Genomic DNA, 15,270 nt, shown 5'->3' with positions numbered 1-15,270 from the left:
GGCCAGGGGCTTGATCCCCGGCCGCTTCGGGTGGACGATGCGGAAATCGCAAGCGCGAACAATTCCGGCGGCAGATCGGGAACGGTTGGACGGGCTTCGGCGCGTGGCTGAAACCTCATGGGAGGAAACATGTCTCAGGTTCAGGAATTCGAAAAGGCTCTCGCGAACAGCGAGACAAGCGTTGCTGCTTTTGACGAGCACGGCACGTCGCTCGTCAAGCGCATCCAGCATTTCCTGCATTCCACTCCGGCTGCGGTGCCGCTGATCGTGCTGGTCCTGTCGATTGCTGTCTTCGGCGCCACGATCGGAGGGCGGTTCTTTTCGTCCTATACGCTGACGCTGATCCTGCAGCAGATCGCCATCGTCGGTATTCTCGGAGCCGCGCAGACGCTGGTCATCCTGACAGCCGGCATCGACCTGTCAATCGGCGTGATCATGGTGATTTCGGCCGTGATCATGGGCAATTGCGCGGTCACCTACGGCCTGCCGACCTTGCTTGCCGTGGTGATCGGGCTTGCCGCCGGCGCGGCCTGCGGGCTGCTCAACGGGGTGCTGGTCGCCTACATGAAGCTGCCGCCCTTCATCGTCACGCTCGGCACCTGGAACATCGTCATGGCCACGAACTTCATCTATTCGGCCAATGAGACGATCCGTGACGCCGACGTCGACGTCCAGGCCCCGCTGCTGCATCTGTTTGGCCTGAACTTCAAGGTCGGCACGGCGGTGCTGACGTTCGGCGTCATTGCCATGGTCGTGCTGGTGCTGTTCTTGTGGTACGTGCTCAATCACACGGCATGGGGCCGTCATGTCTACGCTGTCGGCGACGATCCGGAGGCAGCGAAGCTGTCGGGCATCCAGACCAAGAAGGTGCTGATCTCGGTCTACACGCTTGCCGGGCTGATCGCCGCTTTCGCTGCCTGGGTCTCCATCGGCCGCAACGGCTCGATCTCACCGTCCGCTGCCGTCACCGACTACAATTTGCAGGCGATCACCGCGACGGTGATCGGCGGCATTTCCCTCTTCGGCGGGCGCGGCTCTATTCTGGGCACGCTGTTCGGCGCGATGATCGTCGGCGTCGTGTCGATGGGCCTCAACATGCTGGGCGCCGATCCGCAATGGAAAGTGCTGCTCACCGGTGTGTTGATCATCGGTGCCGTGGCGATCGACCAGTGGATCAGAAAGGTTTCGGTGTAACCATGACCCAGGAGCCCATCCTCACCGCGCGCGGCCTCGTCAAGCGCTACGGCCGCGTCACCGCACTGAACAGCTGCGACTTCGATCTCTATCCGGGAGAGATCCTGGCCGTGATCGGCGACAATGGAGCCGGCAAGTCGACGCTGATCAAGGCGATCTCGGGCGCCGTTGTCCCGGACGAGGGGATCATCGAGTTGGACGGCAAGCAGGTGCTCTTCAAGTCGCCCATCGAAGCCCGCGAAGCCGGCATCGAAACCGTCTACCAGAACCTGGCGCTGTCGCCGGCGCTGTCGATCGCCGACAACATGTTCCTCGGTCGCGAGATCCGCAAACCGGGTTTTCTGGGCGACTGGCTGCGCATGCTCGACCGCCCGGCAATGGAGAAGCGCGCCCGCGACAAGCTCACCGAACTTGGCCTGATGACCATCCAGAACATCAGCCAGGCCGTGGAGACGCTCTCGGGTGGCCAACGCCAGGGCGTGGCGGTGGCGCGCGCCGCCGCCTTCGGCTCGAAGATGGTCATCATGGATGAGCCGACGGCGGCGTTAGGCGTCAAGGAGAGCCGCCGCGTGCTCGAACTGATCCTCGACGTGAAGAAGCGCGGCCTGCCGATCGTGCTGATCTCCCACAACATGCCGCATGTCTTCGAGGTGGCCGACCGCATTCACATCCATCGGCTGGGCCGTCGCCTCTGTGTCATCGATCCCAAGCAATATACGATGTCGGACGCCGTCGCCTTCATGACCGGAGCGAAGCTTCCGCCGGAGGCGGCGCTGGCGGCCTGATGCATGTCGCCCAAAAGTGCGCAGCGGTTTTGGGATGACGACTTGTATCGAACAAGAAATGCATGTCGCCCAAAAGCATGCCCTCGGGCGCGAACCGAGGGTGCGCTGCGGTTTTGGGACGATATGCACATAACTAAGACTCTAAGATGCGTCGCAGACGCCGCCCAAACGCGACGCACTTCAAGTTGCTAAACTGCCGCTGGGTAGCTTCCCCGCGGCAATCTAACTCGATTGAACGCATAACAATATGCGCTAGCATGGGCTGGGAGGAATGGTGAAAGCCGGTATGATCATGGCAACCGCACGAGAGGCAGCATGACGCGCGCGATGACATCCAAAACTCCCATTCTCGAAAACTCCGATCCCAAGGCGCTTGCCGACGAAGTCTTGAAGGCCCTCAAATACAGGCTCGGCAAGGGGACCAGCGTCGCGACGCAATACGACTGGCTCACCGCCTCGATCAAGGTCGTGCGCGACCATATCGTCGATCATTGGATGCAGGCGACGCAAGAGGCCTACGCCCATCAGGAAAAGCGCGTCTATTACCTGTCACTGGAATTCCTCATCGGCCGCCTGATGCGTGATGCCTTCTCCAATCTCGGCCTAATGGACAATATGCGCGAAGCGCTGCGGTCTCTCGGCGTCGACCTCGACCTCATCGCGGCCCTCGAACCAGATGCGGCACTTGGCAATGGCGGTCTCGGCCGGCTCGCCGCCTGCTTCATGGAAAGCATGGCAACCGTCGACATTCCCGCGCATGGCTATGGCATTCGCTACGCCAATGGCATGTTCCGGCAGGAAATCCATGGCGGCTGGCAGGTTGAGCTGCCCGAGACCTGGCTCGATCACGGCAACCCCTGGGAGTTCGAGCGGCGCGAACGCTCATTCGAGGTCGGTTTCGGCGGCTCGGTGGAATCGATCACCTCGAAGGACGGCAGGCTTGAGCGCCACGTCTGGAAGCCGATCGAACATGTTCTGGCGGTTGCCTACGATACGCCGGTGGTTGGCTGGCGGGCCAACCGCGTCAACACGCTGCGGCTCTGGTCCGGCATGCCGATCGATCCGATCCTGCTCGACAAGTTCAACGCCGGCGACCACATCGGTGCGCTCGCCGAAAGCAACAAGGCCGATGCCTTGTCGCGCGTCCTTTACCCTGCCGATTCCCACAAGGCCGGTCAGGAGCTGCGGCTCAGGCAAGAGTATTTCTTTTCCACCGCATCGTTGCAGGATATCATTCAGCGTCATCTCAGCCAGTATGGCGACCTGCAGTCGCTGCCCGACAAGGCGGCGATCCATCTGAACGACACCCATCCGGCCATCGCCGTGCCCGAGCTGATGCGCCTGTTGATGGATGTCCACGGCATGGATTTCGATCAGGCCTGGAGCATCACCAAGCGCACTTTCGGCTACACCAACCATACGCTGCTTCCAGAGGCGCTCGAAAGCTGGCCGGTGCCGCTGTTCGAGCGGCTGTTGCCGCGCCATATGCAGATCGTCTACGCCATCAACGCCGAAGTGCTGCTGGAGGCGCGCGCCTCCGATCAGTTTTCTGACGAGCAGATCAGCCAGATCTCGCTGATACAGGAAAACGGCGAGCGCCGGGTGCGCATGGGCAATCTGGCGTTTGTCGGCTCGCACTCGATCAACGGCGTCTCTGCCCTTCACACCGAGCTGATGAAGGAAACGGTGTTTGCCGAGCTCCACCGACTCTACCCCGACCGCATCAACAACAAGACCAACGGCATCACGCCGCGGCGCTGGCTGATCCAGTGCAATCCCGGTCTCACCGCGCTCACCCGTGAGGCGATCGGCGACCGCTTCCTCGACGATATAGATGCGATCAAGGAGCTCGATGCTTTTGCCGACGACGCCGCCTTCCGCGACAAGTTCGCGGCAGTCAAGCGGGCGAACAAGGCCAAGCTCGCCAATCTCGTCGCCGACCGCCTCGGCATCAGGATCGATCCCTCGGCGCTGTTCGACATCCAGATCAAGCGCATCCACGAATACAAGCGCCAGCTCCTGAACATCCTCGAAACAGTCGCCCTCTACGACCAGATCCGCTCCCATCCCGAGCGCAACTGGATGCCACGCGTCAAGTTCTTCGGCGGCAAGGCGGCGCCCAGCTATCACAATGCCAAGCTGATCATCAAACTCGCCAACGACGTCGCCAAAGTCATCAACCGCGACCCGGCCGTTCGCGGCTTGCTCAAAGTGGTGTTCGTGCCGAACTACAATGTCAGCCTGGCCGAGATCATGATGCCGGCCGCCGATCTTTCGGAGCAGATATCGACCGCCGGGATGGAAGCCTCCGGCACCGGCAACATGAAATTCGCGCTGAACGGTGCGCTGACCATCGGCACACTCGACGGCGCCAATGTCGAGATCAAGGAACGCGTCGGCGACGACAACATCTTCATTTTCGGCCTGACCACCGAAGAGGTCGCCGAGCGGCGCAGCAACGGATACGATCCGCGATCGGTGATCGAAGCCTCTCCCGAACTGGCGCAGGCCGTGGCTGCCGTTTCGACGGGCGTCTTTTCGCCTGACGATCCGGAACGCTATCGCGACCTGATGAACGGCCTCTATCAGAGCGACTGGTTCATGGTCGCCGCGGATTTCGATGCCTACGCCTCAACCCAACGCGATGTCGACGCCGTCTGGCGCGACAGCCCGGATTGGTACGCCAGGGCAATTCGCAATGTCGCCCGCGTCGGCTGGTTCTCGTCCGATCGCACGATCCGCCAATATGCGAAAGAAATCTGGAACGTGCCCGTCTGATATGATTGCATGAGGCCACGAACAATGTGGTCCGGGTGCCGGGGAGGGTCACTGCCTGATGAGGAAGCCGCGCGCGACCGCTGCGAAAAGCGGGCCGGATGGACTGGCGTCAGCCGGTGATGTCGCGGCAATTGTCGCCGGCACGCATGGTGATCCTTTCGCTGTCCTCGGTGTGCACGAGGTCGACAAGGGCTTTGCCGCCCGCTGCTTTGTCCCTCATGCCGAGTTCGTCACTGCCTATACGCTGACCGGCAAGAACGCCGGCGGACTCTCCAGGCGCGACGAAGGCGGCTTCTTCGAGGGCAGCCTCTCGCTCAGAAAGCGTCAGCCGCTGCGCTATCACGCGCGCAATGCCGGCGGTGACTGGTGGCTGACCGATCCCTATTCGTTCGGTCCGGTACTGGGTCCGCTGGACGACTATTACATCGCCGAAGGTTCGCACCTCAGGCTGTTCGACAAGCTCGGTGCGCATCTCATCGATCACGAGGGTGCATCCGGCGTCCATTTCGCCGTCTGGGCGCCCAATGCAAGGCGCGTTTCGGTGGTCGGCGACTTCAACGAATGGGACGGCCGCAGGCATACGATGCGCGTCCGCCGCGACACCGGCATCTGGGAGTTGTTCATCCCCGACATCGGCGCCGGACGGCCATACAAATACGAGATCATCGGGCCCGATGGCGTGAGGCTGCCGCTGAAGGCCGATCCGTTCGCTTTCAAGTCCGAACTGCGACCGGCCACCGCTTCGGTGACGGCGCTTCCGCCGGCGCATCAATGGGGTGACGAGGCGCACCGCAATTTCTGGCGCAACGCCGACGCCCGCCGCGAGGCGGTGTCGATCTATGAGGTCCATGCCGGCTCCTGGCAGCTTCACGACGACGGCAGCTTCCTGTCATGGGACGAGCTTGCCGACCGGCTGATCCCGTATGTCGTCGACACGGGTTTCACCCATATCGAATTCATGCCGATCTCCGAACATCCCTATGATCCGTCCTGGGGCTATCAGACGACGGGCCTCTACGCGCCGTCGGCCCGCTTCGGCGATCCGGACGGTTTTGCCCGGTTCGTCGACGGCGCCCACCGCGCCGGCATCGGCGTCATCCTGGACTGGGTGCCGGCGCATTTTCCGGTGGACGCGCATGGCCTGGCCAATTTCGACGGCACCGCGCTCTATGAGCATGCCGACCCGCGCAAGGGCTTCCATCCCGACTGGAACACCGCGATCTACAATTTCGGCCGGCGCGAGGTGGTCTCGTTCCTGGTCAACAATGCGCTGTTCTGGGCCGAAAAGTACCATGTCGACGGTTTGCGCGTCGATGCCGTCGCCTCGATGCTCTACCTCGACTATTCGCGCAAGGCCGGCGAATGGATTCCCAACGAAAAAGGCGGGCGCGAAAACCTCGAGGCGGTGAGCTTCCTCCAGAGGATGAACAAGGAAGTCTATGGTCATCATCCGGGTGTGATGACGATCGCCGAGGAATCGACCTCATGGCCAAAAGTTTCGCAGCCGGTGCATGAGGGCGGGCTGGGTTTCGGCTTCAAGTGGAACATGGGCTTCATGCACGACACGCTGGAGTATTTCTCCAAAGAGCCGATTTTCCGCAAGCATCACCACGGCGACATCACCTTCGGTCTGGTCTACGCCTTCTCAGAGAATTTCGTGCTGCCGCTCTCCCATGACGAGGTCGTGCACGGCAAGGGGACGCTGCTTGGCAAGATGGCCGGCGACGACTGGCAGAAATTCGCGACGCTGCGCGCCTACTACGCCTTTATGTGGGGCTACCCCGGCAAGAAGCTGTTGTTCATGGGGCAGGAATTCGCCCAGCGCCGCGAGTGGAGCGAGGCGCGCGCACTCGACTGGAACCTGCTCGATTTCCGGGCCCACCGCGGCGTCTGGCAGACGGTGCGCGATCTTAACTATCTCTACCGCTCACGGCCGGCGTTGCATGCGCGCGATTGCGAACCGGAGGGCTTTTCCTGGCTGATCGTCGACGACAGCGCCAACTCGGTCTTTGCCTGGCTGCGCAGCGCGCCGGGCGGAAACCCGATCGCCGTCATCTCCAATTTTACGCCGGTGCCGCGCGACAATTACCGCGTGCCGTTGCCAATGGCTGGAAGATGGCGCGAGATCATCAACACGGACGCCTCCGACTATGGCGGTTCCGGCAAGGGCAATGACGGTGCCGTCGAGGCCCGGAAGGAAGCAGGAGGCATCTCGGCGACGATGCTGTTGCCGCCGCTGTCGACGATCATGCTCGAATTTGCTCCGGACTAGGCGATGTCTCGCAGCGCGTAACTTGGGAGGATAAGAATGGCAGAGATAAAACGGACCCAGCCGCTGGCGCGCGATGCCATGGCCTATGTGCTGGCCGGCGGCCGTGGCAGCCGCCTCAAGGAATTGACCGACCGGCGCGCCAAACCGGCGGTCTATTTCGGCGGCAAGACGCGCATCATCGATTTTGCGCTCTCCAATGCGCTCAATTCCGGTATTCGCCGCCTCGGCGTGGCCACCCAATACAAGGCGCACTCGCTGATCCGCCACCTGCAGCGCGGCTGGAACTTCCTGCGGCCCGAGCGCAACGAGAGCTTCGACATCCTGCCGGCCAGTCAGCGCGTATCGGAAACGCAATGGTATGAGGGCACGGCCGATGCCGTCTACCAGAACATCGACATCATCGAGGCCTACGGGCCCGAATACATGGTCATCCTGGCCGGCGATCACGTCTACAAGATGGACTATGAGCTGATGCTTCGCCAGCATGTCGACGCCGGCGCCGACGTCACCGTCGGCTGCCTCGAAGTGCCGCGCATGGAGGCGACCGGCTTCGGCGTCATGCATGTCGACAAGAAGGACACCATCATCTCCTTCATCGAGAAGCCCGCCGATCCGCCCGGCATTCCCGACAAGCCGGATTTTGCCCTGGCCTCGATGGGCATCTACGTGTTCAAGACCAAGTTCCTGATGGAGCAGCTGCGCCGCGACGCGGCCGAACCGGGCTCAAGCCGTGACTTCGGCAAGGACATCATCCCCTATGTCGTCGAGCACGGCAAGGCGATCGCCCATCGCTTCGCCAAATCCTGCGTGCGCTCGACCGCCGAGAACGAAGCCTACTGGCGCGATGTCGGGACCGTCGACGCCTATTGGGAAGCCAATATCGACCTCACCGACATCACGCCGGAGCTCGACCTCTACGACCGCGACTGGCCGATCTGGACCTATGCCGAGCTGAAGCCGCCGGCAAAGTTCGTGCATGACGAGGATGGTCGCCGTGGCTCGGCGGTATCCTCGCTGGTCTCGGGCGATTGCATCGTCTCAGGCGCGTCGCTGAAGCGAAGCCTGATCTTCACCGGCGCGCGCATCAACTCCTATTCGACGCTTGAGGACGTCGTCATGCTGCCCGACTGCCAGGTCGGCCGCAGCGCGAGATTGAAGCGCGTGGTGATCGATCATGGCGTCAGGATTCCCGAAGGGCTCGTGGTCGGCGAGGATCCCGTCCTCGACGCCAAGCGCTTCCGCGTTTCCGAAAAGGGCATCTGCCTCGTCACGCAGGCCATGATCGACAAACTGGGACTGTCGTGAATGCAGGTCCTGTCGGTCACGCCCGAAATATTCCCTCTGATCAAGACTGGCGGGCTTGCCGACGTGACCGGCGCATTACCGGTCGCGCTCGCCGGCAAGGGCGTGACGATGCGCACGCTTGTCCCCGGCTATCCCCAGATCATCGATGCCTTCAAGAAGAAAAAACCCGTTCACCACTATCCGCTGCTGCAAGGCGGCAAGGCGTCGGTCCATGCCGTCCAGATCGCCGGGCTCGACCTGTTCGTGCTCGACGCGCCGCATCTGTTCGATCGCCCCGGCGGCCCCTATGGCAATGCCACCGGCGCCGACTGGCCGGACAATTGGCGGCGTTTCGCGGCCCTGAGCCAGGTTGGCGGCGACATCGCCGGCGGCGCCGTCTCGGGCTACCAGCCCGACATCGTCCATGCCCATGACTGGCAATCGGCGATGACGCTTGCGTATATGCGCTACGGCAAGGCGGTCGGCACGCCGTCGATGATCACCGTCCACAATCTCGCTTTCCAGGGCCAGTTCGGCGCCGGCATCTTTGGCGAACTCGGCCTGCCGGCGGCGGCCATGGCGCTCGACGGCGTCGAATACTATGGCGGCGTCGGTTTCCTCAAGGCTGGCCTGCAGGCCGCCTGGGCCATCACCACAGTCAGCCCGACCTATGCGCAGGAGATCCGCTCGCCGGAATTCGGCATGGGGCTCGATGGCCTCATCAACATGCGGTCCGTCGATCTCTATGGCATCGTCAACGGCATCGACACCGCGATATGGAACCCTGAAACCGACAAGCATCTGGTCTCCAGCTACACGGCCAGGACATTGAAGGCGCGGCACCCCAACCGGACCGCCGTCGAGGATCGTTTCAACTTTGACCGCGACGACAGTCCGATCGTCTGCGTGATCAGCCGGCTCACCTGGCAGAAGGGAATGGACATACTGGCAACGGTCGTCGACGGGATTGTTGCGAGGGGTGCCCGCCTGGCGATCCTGGGGTCCGGCGACGCCGGCCTCGAAGGCGCGCTGCTGGCCGCCGCCGCCCGCCATCGCGGTCGCATCGGCGTCGTCGTCGGTTATGACGAGGCGCTTTCCCACACTATGCAGGGCGGCTGTGACGCAATCATCATCCCGTCGCGCTTCGAGCCTTGCGGACTGACGCAGCTTTACGGCCTGCGCTATGGCTGCGTGCCGGTCGTCGCCCGCACCGGCGGTCTTGCCGACACGATCATCGACGCCAATGAAGCGGCGATTTCGGCAGGTGTGGCGACCGGCTTCCAGTTCGCACCCGCCGATGCCGGCTCCTTGCTGCACGCCATCCGCCGGCTGGTCGCGGCGCACGCCAACCCTGCGATCTGGACGTCGATGCAGCGGCAAGGCATGAAGGCCGATGTCTCGTGGGATAAAAGCGCAGAAAAATACCTCGAACTCTATCGCTTGCTGCTTTCGAAAAGGGCTTGACGCATGATACGCACCGTCGCCACCAAACCTTATCTCGACCAGAAGCCCGGCACATCCGGGCTGCGCAAGAAAGTGCCGGTGTTCCAGCAGGAGCACTATGCCGAGAACTTCATCCAGTCGATTTTTGATGCGCTGGACGGGTTCGAGGGCAAGGCGCTGGTGATCGGCGGCGACGGCCGCTTTTACAACCGCGAGGTCATCCAGAAGGCCATCGCCATGGCCGCGGCAAACGGTTTCGGCAAGGTGATGGTCGGGCAGGGCGGCATCCTGTCGACGCCGGCCGCTTCCAACATCATTCGCAAATACAACACCTTCGGCGGCATCATCCTGTCGGCCAGCCACAATCCGGGCGGCCCGCACGAGGATTTCGGCATCAAATACAATGCCGGCAATGGCGGCCCGGCAGCGGAAAAGCTGACCGACGCCATCTTCGCCAAGACCAAGGTGATTTCGAGCTTCAAGATCGCCGATATCGGTACGGTCGACCTCGACACGATCGGTACTGTCGAGGCGGGCGGCATGACCGTCGAGGTGATCGACCCGGTCGCCGACTATGCCGAGCTGATGGAAAATCTGTTCGATTTCGATGCGTTGCGTGGGCTGTTCAAGTCAGGCTTCCGCATGCGCTTCGACGCCATGCATGCCGTGACCGGTCCCTATGCCAAGGAGATCCTGGAGAACCGGCTCGGCGCGCCGAAAGGCACCGCCCGCAACTTCGTTCCCCTGCCGGATTTCGGCGGCCACCACCCAGACCCGAACCTGGTCCACGCAAAGCACCTCTATGACGAGATGATGGGACCGGATGCGCCGGATTTCGGCGCCGCTTCCGACGGCGACGGCGACCGCAACCTGATCATCGGGAAGGGCATTTTCATCACCCCGTCGGATTCGGTGGCTATGCTCGCCGCCAATGCTCATCTGGCGCCGGGCTACAAGGCCGGCCTGAAAGGCATCGCCCGCTCGATGCCGACCAGCGGTGCAGCCGACCGCGTCGCCGAAAAGCTCGGCATCGGCATCTATGAAACGCCGACCGGCTGGAAATTCTTTGGCAATCTGCTCGATGCTGACATGGCGACGATCTGCGGCGAGGAAAGTGCCGGAACCGGCTCCAACCACGTCCGCGAAAAGGACGGGCTGTGGGCCGTTCTTTTGTGGCTCAATATCCTCGCTGCCCGGGGTGAAAGCGCCAAGCAGATCGTCACCGAGCACTGGGCCGCCTATGGCCGCAATTACTACTCACGCCATGACTACGAGGAGGTCGAGACCGACCGCGCCAATGCGCTGGTCGACGAATTGCGGGCCAGGCTCGCTTCCTTGCCCGGCACCAGCGTGCGCGGCATGAAGATCGCCAGCGCCGACGATTTCGCCTATCACGACCCGGTCGACGGCTCGATAGCCAGGAACCAGGGCATCAGGGTGCTGTTCGAAGGCGGATCGCGCGTCGTCTTCCGTCTCTCCGGCACCGGTACCTCGGGGGCGACGCTGCGCGTCTATATCGAGCGCTACGAGCCGGACAAGTCCAGGCACGATCTCGACACGCAGGAGGCGCTTGCCGACCTGATTGCGGCAGCCGATGATATTGCCGGGATACGCAGCCATACCGGCCGCGCCGAGCCGAGCGTGATTACGTGAGTTTGGTTGACAGCTGGCCGTCTGAGTTCGGCCTGCGTTGCGAGGCTCCCCCTTCTCCCCTTGTGGGAGAAGATGGCCGAGCGAAGCTCGGTCGGATGAGGGGTGTTCCAGCTTGGCGCACACCTTTGCTCAAATCGCCCATGCCTCGTTTCTTCCAGCACCCCTCATCCGTCTCGGCGCTGCGCGCCAATCCACCTTCTCCCACAAGGGGAGAAGGGGTCGCCGTATGAACTCACTCGGTGCCACCGTCACCCGCGGCGGCATCCGCTTTGCCGCATGGTCGTCCGCGGCCAGCCGGCTCTGGGTCTCGATCTTCGATGAGCAGGGAGAGGGGGAGATCGACCGGCTCGAACTCCAGCCGGAAGGCGAGGGCGTTCACGCGCTTTTCGTCGCCGGCCTCGCCGCCGGCACCCGATACGGATTTCGCGCCGATGGCGATTATACGCCCGAGAACGGGCTTTGGTTCGATCCCGACAAGCTGCTGGTCGACCCCTATGCCGTCGAAATCGACAGGTCTTATGTCTATGACGTCAGGCTCGCCGCGCGCCGGGGCGAGGGCACGGACACTGCGCCGCTGCTGCCGAAGGCGATTACCGCCACCCTGCCGCGGCCGGTGCCCGTCTTGCCGCCGCTGTTCCAGCCCGGTGGCCTGATCTATGAAGTGCCGGTGCGCGCCTTCACCATGCTGCATCCGGACATCCCGAAGCACCAGCGCGGGACGGTTGCAGCCCTTGCCCACCCGGCTATCGTCGAGCACCTGAAAAAGCTCGGGGTCGGGGCGGTCGAACTGATGCCGGTGGCGGCATCGATCGACGAGCGGCATTTGCCGCCGCTCGGGCTGCGCAATGCCTGGGGCTACAATCCCGTGACCTTCATGGCGCTCGATCCGCGTCTGGCGCCTGGCGGTCTCGCGGAATTGCGGCAGACGGTTGCCACGCTGCGTGGGGCCGGCATCGGCGTCATCCTCGATCTTGTCTTCAACCACACCGGCGAAAGCGACAGGCTTGGGCCGACGCTGTCGCTGCGCGGCCTCGACAGCCGCGCCTACTACCGGCATCGGCCGGACGGCAGCTTGATCAACGACACCGGCACCGGCAACACCGTCGCTTGCGGTCATCCGGTCGTCAGGGAAATGGTCCTCGACACGCTTCGTCACTTTGTCCGCCATGCCGGCGTCGATGGTTTCCGCTTCGATCTGGCGCCCATTCTGGGGCGGGTCGATGGCGCGTTCGACGCCGCTGCGCCACTGCTCATGGCTATTCGGGATGATCCGCTCCTTGGCGACCGGGTGCTTATCGCCGAGCCATGGGATATCGGCCCGGACGGCTATCAGCTTGGCAATTTTCCGCCGCCCTTCCTCGAATGGAACGACAGATATCGCGACGACATCCGCCGGTTCTGGCGCGGCCATAGCGGCATGGTCGGCGCGCTGGCGACCCGGGTTGCCGGCTCATCCGACGTGTTTGCCAAGCCAAGCCAGCAGACGAGCCGCAGCGTCAATTTCATTGCCGCGCATGACGGCATGACGCTGGCCGACATCGTTGCCTACGAGCACAAGCACAATGAGGCCAATGGCGAGCAGAACCGCGATGGCCACGACGACAACCTATCCTGGAACAATGGCGTCGAGGGCGAGACCGGCGACCGGGCGATCGTTACGGCCCGTTTCGATGACCGGTGTGCGCTGCTGGCCACGCTGTTTGCCTCACGCGGCACGATCATGCTGACCGCCGGCGACGAATTCGGCCGCACCCAGAAGGGCAACAACAACGCCTATGCGCAGGACAACGAGATCACCTGGCTCGACTGGGCCGGGCGCGACCAGGCGCTGGAACAATACGCCGTTTTGCTCGCCGCGATGCGTCGTTGCGTGCCGGCGCTTTCCGACACGCGCTTCCTGACTGGAGAGCCGCCGCCCGGATCAGAACAACCGGACGCGGTCTGGCTCACTGAAACCGGCACGCCGCTCGACGAGGCAGGCTGGTACGATCCGGGGCGGTACCGCCTGGTCATGATGCTCGGCAGCGATGATCGCCGCCTTGCCGTTGTCATCAATGGCGATCGCCGGGCGTGTATGTTCACGCTGCCGGAGCGCGACGGATTTCGCTGGCAGCCAGCCATCGAAGCGTCGGACGGCGCAGCCGGAATTTCACGGCCGGTGCCGGGGCGAACGGTGATTTTCATGATCGAACACGAAGCCGCGCAGGCTCAGATAAAGGAGAACCCGAGTGGCAAGTGACCACGCCGAGTGGTGGCGCGGCTGCGTCATCTGCCAGATCTACCCGCGCTCCTTTCAGGACACGACGGGGGACGGCAGTGGCGATCTGCGTGGTATCACATCGAGGCTGGCGCATGTCGCATCGCTTGGCGCTGACGCCGTCTGGCTATCACCGTTCTTCAAGTCGCCGATGGCCGATATGGGCTACGACGTATCCGACTATACAGCCGTCGATCCGATGTTCGGCACAGCAGAGGATTTCGATGCGGTGGTCGCCGAGGCGCACCGTCTCGGCCTGAAAGTCATTATCGACCAGGTCCTGTCGCATTCGTCCGACCGGCACGAATGGTTCGTCGAAAGCCGTACGAGCCGCGATAACCCCAGGGCGGACTGGTATGTCTGGGCCGATCCGAGGCCCGACGGCACCGCGCCCAACAACTGGCTGTCGGTCTTCGGCGGCCCCGCCTGGGAGTGGGACGCGACCCGCAGGCAGTATTACATGCACAATTTTCTCGCCTCGCAGCCGGACCTCAATTTCCGCAATCCGGAGGTTCAGGACGCCCTGCTGGAAACGGTGCGGTTTTGGCTGGAGCGCGGCGTCGACGGGTTTCGCCTCGATACCGTCAACTACTATGTCCATGACCGCTGGCTGCGCAGCAACCCGCCCCTGGCGTCAAGCGTCGCCGGCACCAACACCGAAACCAATCCGTACCTCTATCAGGAGCATTTGTTTGACAAGACGCAGCCCGAAAACCTGGCTTTCCTCAAGCGGTTTCGGGCGCTGCTCGACGAATATGAGGGCCGCGTCGCTGTCGGCGAGGTCGGCGACGAAGCCCGTTCGTTGCAGACGCTCGCCGCCTACACCAGCGGCGGCGACAAGCTCGACATGTGCTACACATTCGACCTGCTCGGTCCGCAATTCTCGGCGGCGCATGTGCGTGGCTGCGTCGAAGCGTTCGAGAGTGCTGTCTCCGACGGCTGGGTCTGCTGGGCGTTTTCCAACCACGATGTCGTTCGCCATGTGACGCGATGGACAAGGCCCGGTGGCGACCCGGAAAGGACGGCGAAGTTCTCCATCGCGCTGCTGTCATGCCTGCGTGGATCGATCTGCCTCTATCAGGGTGAGGAACTCGGGCTGGAGGAGGCGGAATTGGCGTTCGAGGATCTGCGCGATCCTTACGGCATCCGCTTCTGGCCGGGGTTCAAGGGCAGGGATGGCTGCCGCACGCCGATGGTGTGGGAGAAGGGCGCCAACAATGCCGGCTTTTCAATCGGCAGGCCGTGGCTTCCAATCCCGGAAAGCCATCGCGCCCGCGCGGTCGATATCCAGAACGGCGAGGAAAAGTCAGTTCTGGCCAGCTATCGGGCGATGCTGGCGTTGCGCAGGCGGCATGCGGCGCTGGTACAAGGTTCGATCCGCTTTCTCGATGCCGAGCACGATGTGCTTGCCTTCATGCGCGAAGGCGGCGGCGAGAAGCTGCTGTGCGTTTTCAACTTCGCCGAGGAGCCGGCCAACTGGCCGTTGCCGCAGGGTATCGATGTCGCGGAGACGATCGACCTTGGCGCTGGTGCCGCCTTGCAGGAAAAGATTCTGTCGCTGCCGCCGTTGGGCTGCTTTCTCGGACGAGCCGGCTGATCTCTCC

At 63.0% G+C, this 15,270-nt stretch carries 9 protein-coding genes; all 9 read left to right on the top strand.

The features are described 5' to 3' along the window. Positions 1-129: 129 nt before the first annotated feature. The 9 genes from AC0L17_RS02525 (at position 130) to bglA (ending at position 15,263) form a co-directional block, all read left to right on the top strand. Entirely contained in the window at positions 130-1,194 is a 1,065-nt protein-coding gene (locus AC0L17_RS02525; RefSeq protein ID WP_287071173.1) for an ABC transporter permease, read from the top strand. Positions 1,195-1,196: 2 nt separating this feature from the next. Beyond that, positions 1,197-1,979 (top strand): ATP-binding cassette domain-containing protein, encoded by a 783-nt coding sequence (locus AC0L17_RS02520; RefSeq protein ID WP_023802796.1) that lies wholly within the window; start codon positions 1,197-1,199, stop codon positions 1,977-1,979. 315 nt (positions 1,980-2,294) lie between these two features. Further along, a complete protein-coding gene (locus tag AC0L17_RS02515) occupies positions 2,295-4,757 on the top strand; it encodes a glycogen/starch/alpha-glucan phosphorylase (protein WP_473514645.1) in 2,463 nt (820 codons plus the stop codon). A 58-nt stretch (positions 4,758-4,815) separates the two neighbouring features. Beyond that, positions 4,816-7,029, top strand: coding sequence for a 1,4-alpha-glucan branching protein GlgB (gene glgB, locus AC0L17_RS02510; protein WP_473514644.1), 2,214 nt, complete (start codon positions 4,816-4,818; stop codon positions 7,027-7,029). 36 nt (positions 7,030-7,065) lie between these two features. Beyond that, positions 7,066-8,334: a glucose-1-phosphate adenylyltransferase gene (glgC, locus tag AC0L17_RS02505; RefSeq protein ID WP_077381220.1), complete on the top strand. Its 1,269-nt coding sequence runs from the start codon at positions 7,066-7,068 to the stop codon at positions 8,332-8,334. Next, a complete protein-coding gene (gene glgA, locus AC0L17_RS02500; protein ID WP_473514643.1) occupies positions 8,335-9,777 on the top strand; it encodes a glycogen synthase GlgA in 1,443 nt (480 codons plus the stop codon). It abuts the gene before it with no gap. Between the two features lie 3 nt (positions 9,778-9,780). Further along, entirely contained in the window at positions 9,781-11,409 is a 1,629-nt protein-coding gene (locus AC0L17_RS02495; RefSeq protein WP_473514642.1) for an alpha-D-glucose phosphate-specific phosphoglucomutase, read from the top strand. A 226-nt stretch (positions 11,410-11,635) separates the two neighbouring features. Then, entirely contained in the window at positions 11,636-13,648 is a 2,013-nt protein-coding gene (gene glgX, locus AC0L17_RS02490; protein ID WP_473514641.1) for a glycogen debranching protein GlgX, read from the top strand. Then, complete coding sequence (gene bglA, locus AC0L17_RS02485) at positions 13,638-15,263, top strand: beta-galactosidase BglA (RefSeq protein ID WP_473514640.1); 1,626 nt, start codon at positions 13,638-13,640, stop codon at positions 15,261-15,263. The genes glgX and bglA overlap by 11 nt, the downstream gene beginning before the upstream one ends. Positions 15,264-15,270: the final 7 nt, after the last annotated feature.

The sequence above is a fragment of the Mesorhizobium sp. WSM4829 genome, from assembly GCF_055811475.1.
Note: the sequence above shows the minus strand (reverse complement) of the source record. Positions and strands in the feature narration are given on the sequence as shown.

Coding starts and splice junctions, on each gene's coding strand:
- glgC (WP_077381220.1), top strand. CDS start 7,066: ATGGCAGAGATAAAACGGACCCAGCCGCTGGCGCGCGATGCCATGGCC.
- glgB (WP_473514644.1), top strand. CDS start 4,816: ATGAGGAAGCCGCGCGCGACCGCTGCGAAAAGCGGGCCGGATGGACTG.
- AC0L17_RS02520 (WP_023802796.1), top strand. CDS start 1,197: ATGACCCAGGAGCCCATCCTCACCGCGCGCGGCCTCGTCAAGCGCTAC.
- glgX (WP_473514641.1), top strand. CDS start 11,636: ATGAACTCACTCGGTGCCACCGTCACCCGCGGCGGCATCCGCTTTGCC.
- glgA (WP_473514643.1), top strand. CDS start 8,335: ATGCAGGTCCTGTCGGTCACGCCCGAAATATTCCCTCTGATCAAGACT.
- AC0L17_RS02515 (WP_473514645.1), top strand. CDS start 2,295: ATGACGCGCGCGATGACATCCAAAACTCCCATTCTCGAAAACTCCGAT.
- AC0L17_RS02525 (WP_287071173.1), top strand. CDS start 130: ATGTCTCAGGTTCAGGAATTCGAAAAGGCTCTCGCGAACAGCGAGACA.
- AC0L17_RS02495 (WP_473514642.1), top strand. CDS start 9,781: ATGATACGCACCGTCGCCACCAAACCTTATCTCGACCAGAAGCCCGGC.